Consider the following 19,206-nt stretch of genomic DNA (forward strand, 5'->3'; position numbering starts at 1 on the left):
CTACGCCTCGTCCCCTGGTCGGAGCACGCTCTCATCGAGTCCCGGCCATCCGCTGACGAGCGTATGAACTGTGACGGTCCCGACCGAGGGGTCTGAGCCCACCACGACCGAGCCTGGGGTAGCAGAGAGCGAGACGATTCCGCCTGCGCGCCAGCCGGTCTCCCGGGGCCCCTGCCCCCGGGGCATGGACGCTGTGCGCAGGTCCTCGGGCTGGGACCCGCCGAGCCAGCCGGCGAGACGCACCATGTCCGCCATCGCGGCGACGGGAACCGTCGCGGCCCATCTCAGCCACACGCGGCGGGGGCGTGCGCGGAACGGCATGGCGCGGCGCGCGGCACGGGCCAGAATCCCTCCCAGGAGGGCCGCCAGAGCGGCAATGAGGACTTCGACAACCGAGATCGTGGACGCCGTCGCAAGCCAGAACAGCGTCCCCGCAATCGTCCACAGCGTGAGTTCGACGAGGGCCCCCGCGGCGCCCCGCGCCCCGGGAACCCCGAAGAACCTGCGCGTGCCCGGGCCCATGATGGTGGTCACGCTATGCCCATCCTGTGCCCGGAGCAAGGGAAGCGCGCGCCCAGCATCATGGCGCGTCGCTCAATGTACTCAGCGCGCCCGTAGGGCTAGCGTCGGACCATGGATACCGACGACCAGTCACAGAACCGTCTTCCCCACGAGGAGGGCTACGGGAGTCCTACTGCCGAGGAGGAGATGTCGCCGGCCGATCAGCGGGGGCAGGTCCGAGACCGTGAGCAGGACGATGCCGACCACGAGGATGCCGATCAGCCCGACGCCGACGGGCAGCCCGACGGCGCCGAATGGTCCGCCGGGGACGCGCCAGCCCAGCCCGACGGGAAGGCCCCGGCTGACGCTCCGTCCACGGACGCCGAGATCGACGAGGCCAACTCCGATGACTCCTCCCCGCGGGAGTCGTTCTCGTCCGAGTCCGACGAGGAGGGTTCCGGCCTGGCGGACGAGTGACGGGCCCGCACTGGCCCTCTCATATCCGCGGGCCCGCCCAGTCAGCCCGCGCCGCAGGTGAGGCGTCACGCGGTTCCCCGCGCCTCGTTGCTGCGGCCTGTCTGCCGACGGCCGAGCTTGGTCTCATCCTCGAGTTCGAGGCCCTTGGCCTCGGGGAGCAGCGCCTTGACGAACCAGAACGAGAGCGCCGCGAAGAACGCGAAGCCGCCGTAGACGACGCCGAGGCCCAGCGACTGGCTGAGCACCGGGAACAGGAGGGTCACGACGAAGTTGAAGATCCAGTTGAAGGCGGTGGCCACGCCGAGCGCCAGGCCGCGCATCTTGTTGGGGAAGACCTCGCCGAGGACCACCCACATGACCGGTCCCCAAGTGGCCGCAAAGGAGATGACGAATAGGTTCGCCCCCACGAGGGCGACGAGGCCCCACGGTGCCGGGAGCGAGACGTCCTTGCCCGAACCCATGGCATGGGCGAACGCCAGCGCCGCGGCGACGAGTCCCACGAACATTCCGATCGAGCCCGCGAGCAAGAGCTTCTTCCGCCCCACGCGGTCAACGAAGAGGATCGAGACGAAGGTGAGGACGACGTTGATTGTGGCGGTGATGACCGAGGTGGTGAACGAGTCCTGCTGGGTGAATCCGACCGACTGCCACAGCGTGGTGGAGTAGTAGAAGATGGCGTTGATGCCCACGAGCTGTTGGAACGCCGCCATGCCGATTCCGATCCACACGATGGGAGCGAGGCCGAGCGCCGTGCCGCGAAGGTCGTGGTGGCTGGAGTGCCGCTCGTTCTCGATGCTGTCCTCGATCTCCTGGTATCGCTTGGAGACGTTGTCCGAACCCGCCACGAGCCCGATCACCTCGCGGGCCTCGTCGCCCTTGCCCGCCCTGATCAGGAATTGGGGTGACTCGGGGATCCTGAGGGTCAGGAGCCCGTAGACCACCGCTGGGACAACGCCGACCAGCAGCATCCATCGCCATGCGGGAAGGCCCCACCAGAAGTCGCTGCCCGGACCGCCGGCGCCGCGGGCGAGTCCCGCGTCCGAGAGGAGCGCGATGAAGATGCCGACAGTAATGGCGAGCTGCTGGAGGGAGCTCAGTCCGCCGCGGAGCCGCGCCGGTGCGATCTCGCCGATGTAGGCGGGGGCGATCACTGAGGCGATGCCGATCGCGAGGCCTCCGATGATGCGCCACAGCATCAGGTCCCACACAGCGAACGCGAGTCCGGATCCGATTGAGCTGACGATGAACAGTCCGGCGCCGAGCAGCATCACGGGCCGACGCCCCCAGACGTCGGCGAGCTGGCCGGCGAACCACGCTCCGATCGCGCACCCGATGAGGGTGATGGCGACCGCGAGTCCGAGGAACGCCGAGTCGAGGTGGAACGCGGATTGGATCGAGTTCACCGCCCCGTTGATGACCGAGGTGTCGAATCCGAAGAGCAGTCCACCTACCGCAGCCGCTGCTGTGGCTCCGTAGATCCGACGATGCACTGATTTGGCTCCCATGCTCCCGCCCGTCGGACGTGAGCGGCTGATAGGCCCGTGGTGTGCGTGAGCATTCATTGTCCTGGGCTTTCTGTGATCCTTACGCTGTCGGCGCGCTGGCGCCGCGGCGGCCTAATTCTGTACTGGCTGCCCGGTCCAGCCGTTCTTGAAACACTCTGAGCCTGCTGCGTCGATTCGGCCGGCCCCTCCTTCCCCCAGCCCCCACACCCTGCGGGCACGGCGTAGGCTGGCAGGATGAGCCAGGGGCCCGGCGTCGGCCGCTCTTGGGCCTCGAGCCCGGCGATCCGCAAGACGATGCTCGGCAACCGGTCGCGTGACACCGCGCCTGAGCTCAGGGTGCGGCGCGCCGTCCACGCGATGGGCCTGCGGTACCGGGTCGCCTACCGGCCCGAGCCCACCCTGCGGCGAACGGCTGATCTCGTGTTCACGCGGGCCCACGTCGCCGTGTTCATTGACGGCTGTTACTGGCACGGTTGCCCGGACCATTACATCGAGCCCGCGAGCAACGTGGACTACTGGCGGCCCAAGATTGCCCGGAACCGCGAACGCGATGCGGAGACGACGGCCGCGCTCACTCACGCCGGCTGGCGGGTCCTGCGCTTCTGGAGCCACGAGGACCCATACGAGGTAGCGGAACGGATCGCCGCCGAGGTGCGGCTGGCCACCCAGCGAGTCAGTCCGCCGCCAGCGCCATCACACACACCCACTGAGGTTTGGAATACCGTACGGCGGGAAGTGGATTGACATAGTCCGCAGTGCAGTGGCTGCGTCGCCTTCCGACATAACGGAGCCTGCAAATGGGTATTGGTGCATCAGTCTTCCTCCTCGCCATCTTGGCGATTCTCTCCTCCGCGCGTATGCGGAACGTCATTCCCATCGGTGAGTTGTGAGGGTCGGTGTTGCCACATGGATGCCTGGCCCTATCCCCTTCGCGATCCTCATCACCCGCCCCGGAAACGGAGGCCGGTCGCTGTTCTCCTTGAACGCGACGGCACGCTCTTGGAGATCCTCGAACGCGGCAAGCTCGCGGCACGCGGCACGCTCACGGAGGGAGGCCAAGAAGCCGGTGCACTAGTGCGGCCTGCGCGCTCCGCCCCCGCTGCGCGGGAGGCGCTCGACCGGCTCCGCGCGGCGGGGATCCGGATCGGTATCTTCTCGGCCTCGTCCGGGCCGTCGGGGCCTGCGGACGCCGTCCGGACCCGCAGCCTCAATCGGTATGCCGACCGGCTGCTCGGACCGTTCGGTGTCTGGGTCGGATGCACTCACGGACCGGGGGACCGTTGTCCTTGCCGCATGCCCGAGCCGGGGCTCGTGCTGGAAGCCTGCCGGAGGCTCGGCACCACGCCCGGCGGCGCCGTCGTCGTCGGCCACGATGGGGCGTCCATGGAAGCCGCCCGCCGAGCCGGCGCGCGTGGCATTCTCGTCCCCGCATCAGGGACCAGCCGTGCGGAGATCATCGAGGCGCCAGCCGTTGCCGGGGACCTCTGGTCCGTCGTGGTCCTCGTGCTGGGCCGGACGGCGACCCACGCACCGGTGCTGCGGGCCTCGACCACCTCTAGCCCCGGGCTGCGCCAGACCTTCTCCGGTCCGGGGACCTCCTCAGGCCCGGGGCTGCGCGCCCCGAGCCTGCCCGACGCGACCAATCCCGACACAGCTGCCGGATCCGCGGCCCGCGCCGAGATCTGATACGCCACGATCTGATCCGAAGCGAGCGCGCGCCGAAGAGGCCCGTTAGGCCACCCTGAAGGATTCCGCATCGGTGGTTCGGAGCGTGAGCCCATTCCCCGGAGCATCCGGGCACGGCGTGATCGTTCCGCCGCGCGGGTCGGGCGTCCCGTCGAACAGCATGGACTCGAGCCTCACATGGTCGTGAAACCATTCGAGGTGCCGAAGGGACGGCGCGGCCGCCGCCGGAGCGGCTGAGATCGCGGGGGCGCAGTGGCCCGAGAATCCGACCCCGTGGGCGGCGGCCACGGCGGCGACGCGCAGCCAGACCGTGATGCCCCCGCAGCGAGTCACGTCGGCCTGGAGGCAATCGACGGCACCAGCGGCGCACATCCTTTCGGCGTCGGCGAGCCTCGTGAGATATTCACCGGCAGCGACGTCGGCCGCGACACGTTCGCGGACAAACCGCAGCCCGGCGGGGTCCTCGCTCGAGACCGGCTCTTCGAACCAGGCAAACCGCGTCTCGCGGGCGGCCTCGGCGACCCGTACGGCCTGCTTGGGCGTGTAGGCCCCGTTCGCGTCCACGAAGAGCTCGGGTCCGGCGCCGATGGCTTCTCGCGCGAGGATCATGCGTTCGACGTCGCGCGCCTCCCGTGAGCCGCGGTCCTGCCCGATCTTGATCTTCACGCGCGGAATGTCCTGGGCCACCCACCCGGCGAGCTGCTCGGTCATCTGCCGATCCGTGTAGCTCGTGAAACCACCGCTGCCGTAGACGGGAACCTCGGCGCGCGCTGCGCCCAGGAAGGTGTGCAGCGGCAGCCCGGCGAGGCGTGCGGCGAGGTCCCAGAGCGCGCAGTCGACGGCCGACGCCGCGTACGCGCCCGCGCCGGGCTGGCCGGCGTTGCGCAGGACCCGGGACATGGCCTCGGCGCTCGCAGGCACGGCGAAGACGTCCCTCCCGCGGACCGCAGGCTCGAGCAGCGCGGAGACGAGCCCTACGAGCGCCGCGGGCCCGTAGGTGTATCCGACCCCCGTCGCTCCAGCCGCCGAGGCGTTGACGATAACGATCGTCGTCGAGTCCCACGCGAACGTCCCGTCGGCCTCCGGTGCGTCGGTCGGGACGGTGTACGCCGCGGCGGTGACGGCCGAAACGGAGGCTCCCGAACCGACGTCGTGCACGAGGGCGGTCACCGGCGCGTCACTTCCGGTGCCCGGGCAGCAGCTCCTGCGCCTTGATCTTGAGGCCCTCCTTGATGAAGGCCCACGCGTGCTCGTCACCGCGCGCTGCACTCTTGGCCGTGTTGAGCGCTTGCTCGAGCGTCGCGTGGGGCGGGATCGGCGGGACGTCGGGGTCCGTGCGCACGTCCAGGACCGTGGGCCGCGTGGCGGTGAGGGCCTGGTCCCAGGCCGAGCCGAGTGCATCCGGGCTGTCTACGGCTATCGCCCCGAGGCCCAGACTCGCCGCGAAGCCCGCGTAGTCGACGTCGGGAAGTTCCTGCGTCATGGGGATCGTCGGCGAGCCGCTGAACGCGCGCAGCTCCCATGTGACCTGGTTGAGGTCGTTGTTGTGGAGGACCACGACGACGAGCCGCGGGTCCGCCCACTGCTCCCAGTACCGGGAGACGGTGATGAGCTCGGCGAGCCCGTTCATCTGCATCGCGCCGTCACCCTCGAACGCGATGACCGGCCGGTCCGGGTAGGCGAACTTGGCCCCGATGGCGTACGGGACGGCTGGCCCCATGGTCGCGAGATTGCCGGAGAGACTCCCGCGGACGCCAGCGGAGAAGCGGAGCTGGCGTGCGTACCAGTTGGCGGCGCTGCCGGAGTCGGAGGTGACGATCGCGCTCGCGGGCAGCCGGTCGGAGCATTCCGAGAAGACCCGCAGGGGGTTGACGGGGTCCGCCTCGACCATCGCCTCGCTCGCCATGCTGTCCCACCACGTCGTGACCTTGCCCTCGATGTCCTCGCGCCAGCCGCGGTCTTCCTTCCGGACCAGGAGCGGGATGAGAGCACGAAGCGCCTCGCCGGCGTCGGCCACAAGGTTCACCTCGTACGGGTAGCGCAGGCCGATCATGGTGGGGTCAATGTCGATCTGGACGGCGCGGGCCTGCCCGGCCTGGGGCATGAAGTTCGCGTAGGGGAAGCTCGAGCCGATGGTCAGCAGTGTGTCGCAGTCCCGCATCATCTCGTAGCTCGGCCGCGTGCCGAGAAGCCCGATCGAACCGGTCACGAACGGCAGGGTGTCCGGCAGCGAGTCCTTGCCGAGGAGCGCCTTTGCAACGCCGGCGCCGAGGAGCTCGGCCACCTGCTTGACCTCCTCCGCTGCGCCGCGCGCACCCTGGCCGATGAGCATCGCGACCTTCTGGCCCTTGTTGAGGATCTCGGCGGCCCTGCGGACTCCGTCCATGTCCGGGCGCACATCCGGCCACGAGATGCCGAGGCTTGAGGGGACCATCTTCATCTCGTGGCCCGGTGCCGAGTACTCGAGCTCCTGGACGTCCGCGGGGATGATGACGGCGGTCGGCGCGCGTCGCGCGCTCGCAACCCTGATGGCGCGGTCGAGGACATTCGGCAGCTGTTCGGGGACGGTGACCATCTGGACATAGTCCGAGGCGACGTCCTTGAACAGCGAAGTGAGGTCGACTTCCTGCTGGAACGAGCCGCCGATCGAGGTCCGTGCCGCCTGGCCGACGATCGCCACGACGGGGACATGGTCGAGCTTCGCGTCGTAGAGGCCGTTGAGCAGGTGGATCGCCCCCGGACCGGAGGTCGCGAGGCATACGCCTACGCGGCCTGTGAACTTGGCATACCCGACAGCCTCGAAGGCGCTCATCTCCTCGTGCCGGGACTGGACGAACAGCGGCCCGGTCCCGGAGCCGAGCGCCGTGACGATGCCATTGATGCCGTCCCCGGGGTAGCCGAAGACCGTGGTGACGTCCCAGGCCTTGAGTCGTTCGAGGAGGAATTCTGCGACGTTCTGCGAAGCCATGTCAGCTCTCCTTTGCTGGTCGGCGTAGGCCCCCGCGGGCTCCGGCAGCGAGCCGGGCAGCCGTTCTTGCGGCGAGGGCCATGATGGTCAGCGCCGGGTTGGCGCTGCCCTGGGTGGGGAGGATGCTGCCGTCGGTGATGAGGAGGTTCGGTACTGCGAACGTCCGGGAGTCGGCGTCGACCACACCGTGCTGCGGATCTGCGGCCATCCGCGCACCACCCACGAGGTGGGCGTAGCGCTCGATCGTCATGACCTCGCTCGCCCCTGCGGCAGTCATGATCTGTTCCATGGTCTGCCGGGCCGCCGCCATGAGCCGGTGGTCATTGCCGCAGCGGCTGTAGGTCACGTGGGCCACCGGCATCCCTCGGTGGTCCGTCTCGGAATCGAGCGTGACTCGGTTCTCAGGCAGGGGCAGGAACTCGCACAGCGCGCCGAGGCACGCCCAGTGCACGTAGTCGGTCATCCGGCGGCGCAGCTCGGCGCCCCAGTGTCCCTGCGCCGCAACGTGCTCGGCCCACGCGATGGGCAGGGGCGAGACCGTCTGGATCGAGTAGCCGCGCCTGTAGGGCTTGGACGGATCGGTCTCGTAGAACTCCTCGGTGCTCGCCTCGGGCGGCGGCGCCTTGTACATGCGCACCTCTTGGGAGAAGCGCCCGCCGGTCTGCGGCGCGCCCTGCACCATGAGGTAGCGGCCCACGAGGTCGTGGTCGTTGCACAGCCCGTCCGGGAACCGCTGCGAGGCCGAGTTGAGCAGGAGCCGCGGCGTCTCGATCGAGTAGGCGGCGACCGCGACATTGCGTGCGCGCTGGAAGCGTTCGACGCCGTCGCGCACGTAATGCACCCCCGTCGCCAGAGCGGTGCGGGGATCGACGGCGACTCGGGTCACCATGGAGTCAGCGCGGACCTCGGCTCCGTGCGCCAAGGCGTCCGGAACGTGGGTGATGAGCGGCGAGGCCTTCGCATCGACCTTGCACCCCTGGAGGCAGAAGCCACGGTAGATGCAGTGCCGGCGATGCCCGAACCGGCCGTTCGAGATCGCGACCGGGCCCACGCGCGCCTCGATCCCGCAGGCACGGGCCCCGCGGAGGAACACCTCGCCGTTGCCGCCCACGGGGTGCGGGCTGTGGGGGTAGCGGTGGGGGTCGCCCCAAGGCCAGTCCTGGCCCGCTACGGGCAGTTCTTCCTCAATGTCCTCGTAATGCGGCCGGAGGTCCTCGTAGGCGAGAGGCCAGTCGGCGCCAACTCCGTCGAGGGTCTCGGTGCGGAAGTCGCTGGGGTGGAAGCGCGGCGTGTAGCCCGCGAAGTGGACCATCGAGCCGCCTACGCCGCGTCCCGAGTTGTTCGAGCCGAGCGGGATCGGATCGTCGCCGTCGATCACGCGGGGCTCGGTCCAGTAGAGCTTGTGGGATCCTGCCTCGTCGCTCACCCAGTCCCGGTCCGGCTCCCAGAACGGTCCGGCTTCGAGCACGACGACGCTCCATCCTGCCCGGGCGAGGCGCTGGGCGAGAGTTGACCCGCCAGCGCCGCAGCCGACGATCACGAGGTCCACCTCGTCGTCGTCCGAATGGTGCTTCATGCTCTGCGCGACGTCCGGAGCCGCCAGGGGCAGGAGCCATGCGGATTCGTTGCGGCCTCGCACCGCACGCAGCGAGCTCACGCTGTTCCGCCCGCAGCCTCGCCGGGACGTGCGTCCCGTACTTCGAAGCGCTCGCGGCGGTCGAGGCCCAGATTCCCGTATCCGCGCGGGTAGGCCGGGCCGGGGAAGCCTATCTCGTCCCACGCGTGCGGCGACGAGTAGAAGGCCGTGCATCCGTAGCGCAGCCACAGGTTCCAGAGATGGCCTGCGGGGAGCCCGTGCCACGAGTCCTGCTCGTCCTTCACTGCAGCGAGGATCGCGTCCTGCTGGACGGACGTGGCATCGGCGAACCCGATGCCATAGCGCTCGCGGGCGTCCTCGTCGAGGTGGCGGACCGAGCGGCGCCACACCTCGCCGTCCTCCGGGAGATCTGCATAGTGCCACCCGTCGGTCTCGCCCAAGGCGAGCCGGGCGTCAACGAGGTTCACAAGGGGCACTCGCGGTTCGCCCTCCTGCCCAAGGAGCCTGTCGAGGAGTGCTGCGGCGATGCACTCCTCCGGGGCTGTGAAGAAGGCGACCTCGGGCGGCCGGTCGACGCGGGAGAGGACGAGGGCAGTCGTCGCCTCGTCCCAGTGGTCCTGCTGCTCGAGCGAGCTCTGCCCCGGGAACCTGCGTGCGCCGTCGGGCGCGGGAGCCGGCAGACTCATGGCTCCCGCCTCAGCACGGACGCGAGCAGCCCCATCCCGCCCACGAGCGTCACCAGCAGTGGGGCGAGCAGGGGTGGCCCTACCTCCGCGTTGTAGCGGAACTCCTTGAACCCTCCGGGGCGCTGGGCGATCCCTCGGAGGTGGAGGTAGGTGCCCTGGAGCCCGTTGGCAATGATGGCCGCGCTCGCGAGGGGGAGGGCAGTGTGGGCCATCCGGGCGCTCGCCACGCCGGCGACCCCCGCCGCCGCGCCGATCGGGCCCAGCACGACAGGCGCCCACATCCACGGGTTCCCGAAGCTTGCACGGTCGTGTTCGAGGTAGATCTCCGCGGCCGTGACAAGGGCTCCAGCGGCGGTGAGGCCGGAGAGGGTGCGTTCGAACCGGCCCGTCTCGACGTTGCGGACGAGCCTCTGGATGCCGTGTACGGTGGATGTCTTGTGCAGGGTCATGCCGGCGAGACCTTCGAACGGCGTGTCACCGCGCCTGTCCCGAATGTGAGGATGCGCATGGGCGTCTTCCTTCCGTCGCAGACCGGGGTGGCCTCCCGGTCTTCTCCTCAGGGGGCCCTACCCGTCGCAGCGCGGTCTGAAACGCCTCCCACGGACTCAGGTGTCCATCCGCCGCCGGAGCCGGTCGAGCAGTCTGGACAGCAGCCGAGACACTTGCATCTGGCTTACGCCGAGCGTCCGGGCGATCTCGTCCTGAGTCATTCCGCGGAAGAACCGCAAGTAGATCAGCGTCTTCTCGTACTCTGTCGTGTCCGCGAGTGCGCCCGAAAGCACGTCCATCTCCTCGACGTGCCCATACGCAGGGTCCTCGGATCCGATGACCGCCTTTGTCTGACGGCTCTCGCTCGGGTCCCCAGACGGCTCGCCGTCGTCGATCGGCACACCGACCATTGCGGCGCTCGCGAGCTGGGCCTCGGCCACTTGGGCGATGGAGATCCCCCCTGCCTCGCTCAGTTCGGCAGCCGATGGATCCCGCCCGTATTCCTGAGTGAGCCGTCCGCGCAGCGCGTTGACCTTCAGCCGGAGGTCCTGGAGCGACCGCGGTGGCCGCACTGTCCATGACTGGTCACGAACGTAGCGCTTGAGCTCGCCGGTGATCGTCGGGACCGCGTACTGGACGAATCCCGGGCCGCCGTCCTCCCGGTACCTCTGGGCGGCTTTGACGAGCCCCAGGCGTGCGACCTGGCGCAGGTCTTCCTGATCGTGGCCCGTGCGCCGGAAGCGCCGGGCGAGGGCATCGGCGAGGCCCAGGTATTCCACGACGAGCGCTTGCCGTGGCGGGCTCTGAGCTGACGTCTCAGCCCCGATCATGGGCCGAGTCCTCCGGCCCGGCGTCGGCCAACGCGAACAGCGGGTGGGCCGCGGCGCCAGTGACCCGGAGATCGCCTCCGAGGAGCAGGGCCTGCCGGCGAACCGCCGCAAGGATCTCTGCCCCCGCAGCCTCGACGGCCTCGACGCCAGAGAGGTCGACCAACAGCATTGATCCCGGGCCGAGGGCCGCAAGGAGCCGGTGGAGGACCTCGTTGCCCGTCCCCGCATCGAGCCGTCCCTGAAGCCGAACGGTGGTTTGCCGGGCCTCCGCACCGGGTGCCGGTGCGGAATCTTCTCTCCGAATCATGGTCCCTCCTTCTCACACCGGCGGGATCGCCAGCCCTCGGTACGCTACGGGGATTCGGGGTCCGTTTATTCACCCCTGGGGGTGTATTTATAGGAGCCGCTGGTGGGACCATGAAGGTATGCGGGTTGCGTTGGTCAACGACTACGAGGTGGTGGTGCGAGGCGTGGCCTCGATGCTGCGGACCTACAGGGCGGAGGTCGAGGTCGTGGAACTCGATCTGCGGGAGGACGTGGGGCTGCCGGTCGACATCACGCTCTATGACACGTTCGCGAGCCCCCAGGGCGACCGCCCGAACGTGCACCGCCTGTCACTGAATCCTCGCGCGGGCAAGGTCGTCGTCTACTCGTGGAACATGAATCCGGGCCTGGTAGCAGCAGCGCTCGCCAACGGAGCAAGCGCGTATCTCTCCAAGGCACTCTCGGCCCGGCAGTTGGTGGACGCGCTGAAGGCGGTATACAGCGGCGAGCACGCCCAGTTGATCAAGCCGAAGAAGGCGGTCACGGTGGTGGGCGGAGACTGGCCCGGCAGGGAAGAGGGCCTCACCCAGAGGGAAGCCGAAGTCCTCGCTCTGATCACCCAGGGGCTCAGCAACGCCGAGATCGTCGAACAGACGCTCCTGTCGATCAACTCCGTCAAGACGTACATCCGCAGCTGCTACCGCCGCATCGGCGTGACCAACCGGGCCAACGCGATCCTCTGGGGGATCGAGCATGGCTTCCGGCCAGACAGGGGACAGATTCGGCACCCGAGGGCATAGTTCCCCACTCCGACGGGCCTACGCTCCGGCCAGCGGTTCGTCGCTCGAGGGCGTGCCGAGCTCAAGCGCCATCGCGGCGTTGATAAGACCGAAATGGCTGAAGGCCTGCGGTGTGTTTCCCAGCTGCCGATTCTCGTTCGGGTCGTACTCTTCGCTGAGCAGGCCCACGTCGTTGCGGAGGCTGATGAGGCGCTCGAAGATCTTCCGGCCCTCTTCGGCACGGCCAATTCCGACGAGCGCGGTCACGAGCCAGAACGAGCATGCGAGGAATACGCCCTCATCGCCCGCCAGTCCGTCCGCACCGGAGGACGTCCGGTATCGCAGGAGAAACCCGTCGACGCTCAGCTCCTGCTGGACGGCCTCGACGGTGCCGACGACGCGCGGGTCGTCGTACGGCAGGAAACCGACCCGGGGGATAAGCAGGAGTGCTGCATCGACCTCCGTTGAGCCATATGACTGGACGAAGTGCGTCCCCGTGGGATCGAGGCCATTGGCGAGGACATCCTCGCGGATCTCGTCCCGCACGCCCCTCCACCTTTCGAGCGGCCCCTTGAGGCCCGAGTCGGTGATCCCCTTGACCATGCGGTCGGCAGCGACCCATGCCATGACCTTCGAGTGCGTGAAGTGCCGCCGCGGGCCCCTCATCTCCCACAGGCTGTTGTCCGGCTGCCTCCACGCTGTGGCGAGGTGATCCATGAGAGCCGTCTGGAGGTCCCAGGCATCATCGCTGCCCAGAGAGTTGCGTGTCAGGGCGAGCACGTCGAGGACCTCGCCCCAGACATCGAGCTGGAGCTGACCCGCGGCGGCGTTGCCGGTTCGCACCGGCGCGGAGTTCTCGTAGCCCGGAAGCCAGTCGAGGGTCGCCTCGGGGAGACGCCGCTTGCCCGTGATCGAGTACATGATCTGCAGGTCCGCGGGATCGCCGGCGACGGCGCGCAGGAGCCATTCGCGCCATGCGACGGCCTCGTCGGTGTAGCCGGTGGCGAGGATCGGTTGGAGCGTGAGTGTCGCGTCCCGCAGCCAGCAGTAGCGGTAATCCCAGTTCCTCTCGTGTCCGATCGACTCGGGGAGCGAGGTCGTGGCGGCCGCGACGATCGCGCCGGTCGGCTCGAACGTGAGGGCCTTGAGCGTGATGAGCGAGCGGACCACCGCGTCCCGGTACATCCCGGAGACCGCGCAGCGCCGGGACCATTCCTCCCAGAACGAGACCGTGCGGTTGAGCGAGGCCTCGGGATCGGGTCGGGGCATGTACGGCTCGTGGCTGGGCCGCCACGTGAGGACGAACGGGACGCGTTCGCCCTCGCGCACTGTGAACGAGCTTCGCGTCCGGAAGTCGTGGCCCCTCAGCGGCGCCTCCGTGCTCAGGTAGGCCGCATCGGGGCCGGCGATCGCGTGCAGGACTCTACCGCGGCGCCGTACCCAGGGCACTACATGGCCGTAGTCGAACCGCAGCGCGAGGTCCATCTCCATGGCGACTTCGCCTCGCAGGCCCTCGACGATCCGGATGATGTCGACGACGTCATCGCGAGGCGGCATGAAGTCGATGAGGCGCACCGCGCCGTCGTCCGTCTCCCACGTCGTCTCCAGCACGAGGGTGTCGGGGAGGTACCGGCGGGATGTGCATTCCCCTGCATCTTCAGGCGCGAGGCGCCACCGCCCGTGGTCCGGGGTCCCGAGGAGCGCGGCGAAGCAGGACGGCGAGTCGAACTGGGGGAGGCAGAGCCAGTCGATCGAGCCGTCGCGGCCCACCAGGGCAGCGGTTTGGAGGTCACCGAGCAGTGCGTAGTCCTCGATCCGCGACATGAGTCGCACCATACCAAGCACTTCCCGGAGGAGGCAGCGGCCGAGCGTGGCGGGTTGGGTATCGAGGATTCGGGTAATGCCAGAGGAAAACCCACCCCACAGGAGGTGCTCGATGAATTCCACTCAGCTCATATGGCTCATCGTCATTGTCGCGATCATCGTCGTCATCGCAGTTATCGCGGCCGTGGTGGTCGGGCGGCGTCGTTCCGAGGCACACCGTGAGAACCTGCGTCAGCGGGCCGACGAGATGCGCTCAGAAGCCGCGCGCCGCGAAATCGAGGTGCGCGACCGGGAAGCGAAGAGCCTGGAGGCTCGGGCTCGGGCGGAGAGGGCTGACGTCGAGGCCGCCCGTCTCCGGCAGGAGGCCCGGGATCGCAGTGAAGGCGCGGCGGACGCCCGCGCGCGGGTCGAGGAGCAACGCCGGAAGGCGGATGAGCTCGACCCCGACCGGAGCAGTGATAGCGATCGCCGGACCGCCGACGACGGCCACACTGCCGCCGACCGTCAGCCTGACCGCCGCGCCGAACACGACCGCGCCGCCGAACACGACCGCGCCGCCGAACACGACCGCGCCGCCGAAAACGACCCTACCTATGACCGCCGTACCGCGGTCGATGGCCGCGCTACTGGCGAGCGTCTGGGTGACCGCCGGGCCGAACACGACCGCGCCGCCGAAGGCGACCCTGCCTATGACCGCCGTACCGCGGACGATGGCAGCGCTACTGGCGAGCGTCTGGGTGACCGCCGCGCCGAACACCACGGCACCCATGCCGCCGACGACGGCACCCATACGGCCGACGACGGCACCCATGAGCGCGACCCTGACCCGAGCGAGACTGGGTCGCGCCGCGACCACCGGTGAGCTTGAACCACGAACGGTGCCTGAGATGACGCGTCGCCGGCGTGCGGCACGCGGCATGTTAGTCCGACGCCGCGCGGGAGCCGAGTTCACCTATTGGGACGGGGACGGCCGGCGAGTCAGCGACCCGGAGACGCTCGCTCGGATCGCGGACTTGGCCGTGCCTCCCGCGTGGCGGAAGGTTCGGATCGCCCGGTCGGGGAGAGCCCGAGTCCAGGCCACCGGAATCGACGCGGCCGGCAGGAAACAGTATGTGTACCACCGGCTCTGGCGCGAGCGGGCGGACGTCCGGAAATTTGATCGTGCCGTGGAGCTCGCCCGCCGGCTGCCGGCCATCCGTCGCGCTGTCACGGAGGATCTCCGAGGTCGCCGCGGAGCCCGCGAGCAGGCCCTCGCGGCCGCGCTGCGGCTCGTGGACCGGGCCGGCTTCCGCGTGGGAAGCAGCCGCTACGCGCGCGAGAACGGCTCGTTCGGCGTGACCAGCCTGCAGCGCCGCCATGTGACGCTTGACGGCGATCTGGTCGCCTTTGACTTCCCCGGAAAGTCTGGTACCCACTGGTACCTCGAGGTCGAGGACGCCGACTTGGCCGCCTATCTCGCCGCGTGCCCTACGGGCACGGCACGGGGCCGGACCATCGGGTTCGACACCGAAACGGGCTTCCAGCCCATCAGCGCTGCCGCCCTGAACGGGTACCTGAGGAGCAAAGCCGGTATCGGGGCGAGCGCCAAGGACCTGAGGACGTGGCGGGGTACGGCAGTCGCGGCTGAGGCCTTGGTTCGGGCAGGCACCCGCGACGCGGACGCAGATTCAGCGTGGCGTGCCGCGGTTGCCGAGGCGGCCGAGTGGCTCCACAACACCCCTGCTGTGGCACGTGGGTCCTACCTCGATCCGCGCCTCCTCCTCGCATACCACGAGGGCCGGATGCCCGCGGGCCACGAGCAGGTTTCCGACGCCGTCCTGGCCGAGCTGCTCGAGTCGACCCCGAGAAAGGGGCCAGGCAGGTGAGGGCAAGCACCCGCGGTGCCGAGACACCGAAAACTGCCGCGAGGGAGGTCCAGCCTCTACGTTGGCACCGGCCAGTGCCGCCCTCCACGTCGGCAGGGGTCGAGGCCGCCCCGCGGACGAATCACAACACTTTCGGTTACTTCGATACGCCGAGCGCCAGTGAAGCTGTCGTTTGGGGCATTGAAGCAAGAGCGCGCTCGTGCCTACGGTGGATGAGGAATCGAGCAGCTGGCCATTGGAACATCCGCTATGTACAGCTGACATCGGAGTTGATAGTCATTATGGTCCAGTCGGCGCGATTAGGAAGGCGCCGTGTGCTCGTCACGGGAGAGGACACCGAACTCGCCACGAGGATCGGTGCCGTGCTTGAGCACGCAGGCGCTGTTGTCCAAAGGATCCACAGCACCCCCACCCACGAGCCATCTGGCATGTCCGAGGCCGATGCTGCAGTGCGTGAGCTCGGCGGCCTCGATGTGCTCGTGAATATTGGGCCCGCGTCCCTCCCCGGGGACAACCCAGACCCGGACCGCCGGTCGCCCGAGGTCGAGAGAGCCCTCGAATGGTCGATGGAACGTCTCCTCACCACCACCGAGGCAGCCTTGGCCGCTATGACGGCGGGGGCGAGCATCATCAATGTGGTCTCGCTCTCCGTCCGCACGCTGACGTCCGCGCACCTTGCGCTCGCGGCCGCTGTCGTCGACACGACTCAGGACTTGGCCGCGTTCCTCGCCGAGCGGGGTATCAGGGCGAACGTGGTGTTGGGCGGTCCTTCCCTCGAACCCGCTGTCGAGGCCGCGCTTCACACACACGACGACGGCGACTCTGCCGCCGGTGCCGCGCAGTTCGATGCACTCGTCTACCTCGCGTCCGAGAGCTCGCGATACGTCTCGGGATCGGTGATATCGGTGACACGCACGGCTGACTCTCCCGGGCCGTGCCCCGCGGAAGGGGTCGCCTAGCAGACCGATACGGCCACTGCTCCCACCCCCAGCGAGGAGGACTCGCATGACGTACGTTCAGCAACAGCAGGACATCCTGCCCACCACGCCTTTCGACCTGACCTTGGTCGGCACTCCAAGCGGGACGCCGACAACATCGCCGATGGTTTCCCAGCGCCGCACCGTGGCGCCCCTCGCGGCCGTGATGACACGGACCGCCGGCAAGCTCGCCATCGAGTACCTTGGAGTCGCCGACGCGCTCGCGCGGCGGTTTCGATGCGCTGGACACGATCCGGACGACCTGCGGCAGGTAGCGCGACTTGGCCTTGTCAAGGCCGCCCACCGGTACCGTGAATCGCTTGGCCACGGATTCGTGCCGTACGCGGTCCCGACGATCACGGGAGAGCTCAAGCGGTACCTGCGCGATCAGTCGTGGGTGGTCCGGCCCCCGCGGGGCCTCCAGGAGCTCAGACTCAAGGTCAACGCCCTGCGGCCGAAGCTCGCGCAGGAGCTCGGCCACGATCCCTCTACAGCGGAGCTCAGTACCGCCGCGGGGATCTCCGCGAGCGACGTGGCCGAGGCCCAGATTGCGGATGCCGCGATGGTGGGTCGGCCTGTCGAGCACGGGGACATCTCCGATAACCCCGAGGAACGCCGCATCACCGTGATTCTGGGCAGCAAGGATCCCGGGTACGAGCGGGTCGAGCAGTTGGATGACCTTGCAGAGGCGCTCTCCGACGCCTCAAACGCGGACAAGCGGCTGCTCAGCTTGCGCTTCGTCGACGAGATGACCCAAACCGAGATTGCCCACGAACTCGGCGTGAGCCAGATGCAGGTTTCACGCCTGCTCGGGCGGCTCCTTGGCCGGTTGCGCCGCCGGATGGCCGCTTAGAAGAAGTGTGAACGGCACTGCAGGGGGAAACAGGATGTGCGGACCCACATCCTGTCCAGGGCCCCAGACGAAAGGAGTGCCGTCATGCCGGAACAGAAGACCCCTCCGAGCATCAAGGATCCGGAGATGTATGAGGAGCTGCGCGCCGACGGTGCTTCCAAGGAGAAGGCTGCCCGGATCTCGAACGCGGCTGCCAAGGAGGGCCGAGGCAGGGTGGGGCGCCGCGGCGGAAAGGCCGAGGACTACGAGGACCGCACGGTGGATGAGCTCCGTGACCGCGCGAAGGAGCTAGGACTGAAGGGCTACTCGTCGATGCGCAAGAGCGAGCTCATCGATGCCATCCGAAACCACTGATCGGTCGGCCGAACGGTACGCGCTCCGCCACCGGCGCGAGACGTATGCCGAGAAGCTGGACCGCAACTGGGCAGAGATCCTCCAGGAGCTCCGCATCCTCCAGACGGGGCTGCAGCTGGTCGCCGGCTTCCTGCTCACGCTGCCCTTCCAGAGCCGCTTCACCGTTTTGGACGACTACTCGCGGACGGTCTATCTGAGCATGGTGGCCACGTCAGCTGTGGCGCTGCTGGTGGTGCTCACTCCCCTGAGCGTGCATCGCTGGCTGTTCCGCAAGCAGGTGAAGGACCGTCTGGTTGCCAGCGGCGCGTGGGCGGCCAAGGTCGCCCTCGGGCTTGCGGCGGTGCTCATCGTAGGGACCTCTGCGCTCATCTTCGACGTTGTCCTGGGGCGCTGGCAGTCGTGGGTGGCCGGGGGATGCCTAGGGCTCCTGTGCATCGTCATGTTCCTTGCCGTTCCCGCTGCGATAACGCGAATCCCCGAGCCTGCCGAACTTCCTGAGACGGAGGCCGTGACCGAGGACCACGCAGCCACAGGGCACGGACGCACGGCACCGTGACCCTGTGCTGCATGATGCCGCATTCAGGTCAAAAAACGACTCGCCGGCTATTGTGCTTGATTTGCACGGCACTCTACGGTAAGGGCGTGTCCCGCAGAGATGGTCGGAGGCGGGGTGCGCGTCGATCGACAGGAGAGGGCAATGGCAGAGAACGCAGCCAAGGCTGGGCGTCGCGGTGGAGCTGTGGTGCGGTACGAGGACCGCACGGTCATGCAGCTGCGTGCCCGGGCGAAGCAGGTCGGAATGCACGGGTATTCATCGATGCGGAAGGCCGACCTGATCGCGGCACTCCGCAAGCACTGACGCTCACTCGCTGAGCCTCAGGCACTGAGGGCCGGGCACCGACGATTGGTCGCTGGTGGCCCGGCCTTCGTGCGTCCGCGCGGCACTGGCCTAAGTCCCTAGCTGGCCCCCGTCGGCTGCCGTACGCTCGGCCCCATGGCTGAAGCATCTGAATCCTCCCCCCGCGACGGCGGCATCGTGGTCGGCGTCGATGGGTCTCCTCTCTCCATCGCTGCCCTGCATTGGGCAGCGCGCCTCGAATCGACCGTGGGTGGCCCGATCCGGGCCATTGCAGCGTGGCACCCGCCGACGAACGGGGTCGCGTTCGCGCCCTACACGGGCGTCGAGTGGAATCCGGAGGATGACGCGCGGGAGATCCTGGAGACTGCACTCACCGAAGCGTTCGGCGACGAGCGCCCCGAGGCCCTCACCGCGAAGGTCGTCGAGGGCTTTCCGGCCAAGGTCCTCATCGATGCGAGCCGCGGTGCCTCGATGGTGCTGGTGGGGTCCAGAGGTCTCGGCGGGTTCATGGGACTGCTGCTCGGGTCGGTGAGTCGCGCCGTCGCGGAGCACGCACAGTGCCCAGTGATGGTGGTCCACGCTCCCGGCGACGCGGAGAAGGCCGGTCCGCAGGAGTGAGCTATGCGCCCGAGGGTCCTTGTGCCCTTTACAGGGTGCATTCTCGGGCGTGTACTGGAATCGGCCAGCGATTC

General features: G+C 68.6%; 22 protein-coding genes. 12 read left to right on the top strand and 10 right to left on the bottom strand.

All coding sequences use genetic code 11. The features are described from left to right. Complete coding sequence (locus tag RBS60_RS18925; RefSeq protein ID WP_307959095.1) at positions 1 to 534, bottom strand: hypothetical protein; 534 nt, start codon at positions 532 to 534, stop codon at positions 1 to 3. 99 nt (positions 535 to 633) lie between these two features. Between RBS60_RS18925 and RBS60_RS18930 the strand changes: the two genes are divergently transcribed. Next, the gene (locus RBS60_RS18930; RefSeq protein ID WP_307959096.1) at positions 634 to 978 is read left to right on the top strand and encodes a hypothetical protein; all 345 of its coding nucleotides are present in this window, start codon (positions 634 to 636) and stop codon (positions 976 to 978) included. A 65-nt stretch (positions 979 to 1,043) separates the two neighbouring features. Here the strand turns inward: RBS60_RS18930 and RBS60_RS18935 are convergent, their stop codons facing one another. Continuing rightward, complete coding sequence (locus tag RBS60_RS18935) at positions 1,044 to 2,483, bottom strand: sugar porter family MFS transporter (protein ID WP_307959097.1); 1,440 nt, start codon at positions 2,481 to 2,483, stop codon at positions 1,044 to 1,046. 234 nt (positions 2,484 to 2,717) lie between these two features. Here RBS60_RS18935 and RBS60_RS18940 point away from each other — a divergent pair, with 234 nt between their 5' ends. After that, positions 2,718 to 3,227 (top strand): very short patch repair endonuclease, encoded by a 510-nt coding sequence (locus RBS60_RS18940; protein WP_307959098.1) that lies wholly within the window; start codon positions 2,718 to 2,720, stop codon positions 3,225 to 3,227. Between the two features lie 255 nt (positions 3,228 to 3,482). Further along, the gene (locus RBS60_RS18945) at positions 3,483 to 4,169 is read left to right on the top strand and encodes an HAD hydrolase-like protein (protein WP_307959099.1); all 687 of its coding nucleotides are present in this window, start codon (positions 3,483 to 3,485) and stop codon (positions 4,167 to 4,169) included. A gap of 45 nt (positions 4,170 to 4,214) precedes the next feature. Here RBS60_RS18945 and RBS60_RS18950 read toward each other — a convergent pair whose 3' ends face one another. The 7 genes from RBS60_RS18950 to RBS60_RS18980 all read right to left on the bottom strand — a co-directional run bounded on the left by RBS60_RS18950 (position 4,215) and on the right by RBS60_RS18980 (position 11,046). Further along, positions 4,215 to 5,339 (bottom strand): enolase C-terminal domain-like protein, encoded by a 1,125-nt coding sequence (locus RBS60_RS18950; protein ID WP_307959100.1) that lies wholly within the window; start codon positions 5,337 to 5,339, stop codon positions 4,215 to 4,217. A gap of 7 nt (positions 5,340 to 5,346) precedes the next feature. Continuing rightward, entirely contained in the window at positions 5,347 to 7,137 is a 1,791-nt protein-coding gene (locus RBS60_RS18955) for a thiamine pyrophosphate-requiring protein (protein WP_307959101.1), read from the bottom strand. Position 7,138: 1 nt separating this feature from the next. Then, positions 7,139 to 8,794 (bottom strand): GMC family oxidoreductase, encoded by a 1,656-nt coding sequence (locus RBS60_RS18960; RefSeq protein WP_307959102.1) that lies wholly within the window; start codon positions 8,792 to 8,794, stop codon positions 7,139 to 7,141. After that, positions 8,791 to 9,420: a gluconate 2-dehydrogenase subunit 3 family protein gene (locus RBS60_RS18965; RefSeq protein WP_307959103.1), complete on the bottom strand. Its 630-nt coding sequence runs from the start codon at positions 9,418 to 9,420 to the stop codon at positions 8,791 to 8,793. The genes RBS60_RS18960 and RBS60_RS18965 overlap by 4 nt, the downstream gene beginning before the upstream one ends. Continuing rightward, entirely contained in the window at positions 9,417 to 9,869 is a 453-nt protein-coding gene (locus RBS60_RS18970) for a hypothetical protein (RefSeq protein ID WP_307959104.1), read from the bottom strand. Before RBS60_RS18970 ends, RBS60_RS18965 begins: the two co-directional genes overlap by 4 nt. Positions 9,870 to 10,025: 156 nt before the next feature. Further along, positions 10,026 to 10,739 (bottom strand): sigma-70 family RNA polymerase sigma factor, encoded by a 714-nt coding sequence (locus RBS60_RS18975; RefSeq protein WP_307959105.1) that lies wholly within the window; start codon positions 10,737 to 10,739, stop codon positions 10,026 to 10,028. Continuing rightward, on the bottom strand, positions 10,726 to 11,046 hold the full coding sequence (locus RBS60_RS18980; RefSeq protein WP_307959106.1) for an STAS domain-containing protein: 321 nt from the start codon (positions 11,044 to 11,046) through the stop codon (positions 10,726 to 10,728). Before RBS60_RS18980 ends, RBS60_RS18975 begins: the two co-directional genes overlap by 14 nt. A 118-nt stretch (positions 11,047 to 11,164) precedes the next feature. Between RBS60_RS18980 and RBS60_RS18985 the strand changes: the two genes are divergently transcribed. Further along, positions 11,165 to 11,803, top strand: coding sequence for a response regulator transcription factor (locus RBS60_RS18985; RefSeq protein ID WP_307959107.1), 639 nt, complete (start codon positions 11,165 to 11,167; stop codon positions 11,801 to 11,803). A gap of 18 nt (positions 11,804 to 11,821) precedes the next feature. On the opposite strand, the gene RBS60_RS18990 is transcribed toward RBS60_RS18985, so the two are convergent. Next, positions 11,822 to 13,606 (bottom strand): glycoside hydrolase family 15 protein, encoded by a 1,785-nt coding sequence (locus RBS60_RS18990; RefSeq protein ID WP_307959108.1) that lies wholly within the window; start codon positions 13,604 to 13,606, stop codon positions 11,822 to 11,824. 112 nt (positions 13,607 to 13,718) lie between these two features. Here RBS60_RS18990 and RBS60_RS18995 point away from each other — a divergent pair, with 112 nt between their 5' ends. The 8 genes from RBS60_RS18995 (at position 13,719) to RBS60_RS19030 (ending at position 19,132) form a co-directional block, all read left to right on the top strand. After that, positions 13,719 to 14,468 (top strand): hypothetical protein, encoded by a 750-nt coding sequence (locus tag RBS60_RS18995; RefSeq protein ID WP_307959109.1) that lies wholly within the window; start codon positions 13,719 to 13,721, stop codon positions 14,466 to 14,468. Between the two features lie 55 nt (positions 14,469 to 14,523). Continuing rightward, positions 14,524 to 15,471, top strand: coding sequence for a DNA topoisomerase IB (locus tag RBS60_RS19000; protein WP_307959110.1), 948 nt, complete (start codon positions 14,524 to 14,526; stop codon positions 15,469 to 15,471). Between the two features lie 314 nt (positions 15,472 to 15,785). Continuing rightward, the gene (locus RBS60_RS19005) at positions 15,786 to 16,430 is read left to right on the top strand and encodes an SDR family oxidoreductase (RefSeq protein ID WP_307959111.1); all 645 of its coding nucleotides are present in this window, start codon (positions 15,786 to 15,788) and stop codon (positions 16,428 to 16,430) included. Between the two features lie 46 nt (positions 16,431 to 16,476). Then, positions 16,477 to 17,301 carry a sigma-70 family RNA polymerase sigma factor gene (locus RBS60_RS19010; RefSeq protein ID WP_307959112.1) on the top strand — a complete coding sequence of 275 codons (825 nt, stop codon included), beginning with the start codon at positions 16,477 to 16,479 and terminating at the stop codon, positions 17,299 to 17,301. Positions 17,302 to 17,385: 84 nt separating this feature from the next. Further along, entirely contained in the window at positions 17,386 to 17,655 is a 270-nt protein-coding gene (locus tag RBS60_RS19015; RefSeq protein ID WP_307959113.1) for a Rho termination factor N-terminal domain-containing protein, read from the top strand. Beyond that, the gene (locus RBS60_RS19020) at positions 17,636 to 18,211 is read left to right on the top strand and encodes a DUF6328 family protein (RefSeq protein ID WP_307959114.1); all 576 of its coding nucleotides are present in this window, start codon (positions 17,636 to 17,638) and stop codon (positions 18,209 to 18,211) included. The genes RBS60_RS19015 and RBS60_RS19020 overlap by 20 nt, the downstream gene beginning before the upstream one ends. Before the next feature lie 141 nt (positions 18,212 to 18,352). Then, complete coding sequence (locus RBS60_RS19025; RefSeq protein WP_307959115.1) at positions 18,353 to 18,514, top strand: Rho termination factor N-terminal domain-containing protein; 162 nt, start codon at positions 18,353 to 18,355, stop codon at positions 18,512 to 18,514. A 135-nt stretch (positions 18,515 to 18,649) separates the two neighbouring features. Beyond that, positions 18,650 to 19,132, top strand: coding sequence for a universal stress protein (locus tag RBS60_RS19030; RefSeq protein ID WP_307959116.1), 483 nt, complete (start codon positions 18,650 to 18,652; stop codon positions 19,130 to 19,132). Positions 19,133 to 19,206: the final 74 nt, after the last annotated feature.

Origin of the sequence: Sinomonas sp. ASV486 (genome assembly GCF_030908215.1) — a bacterium.
GTDB classification, from domain to species: Bacteria; Actinomycetota; Actinomycetes; order Actinomycetales; family Micrococcaceae; genus Sinomonas; species Sinomonas puerhi.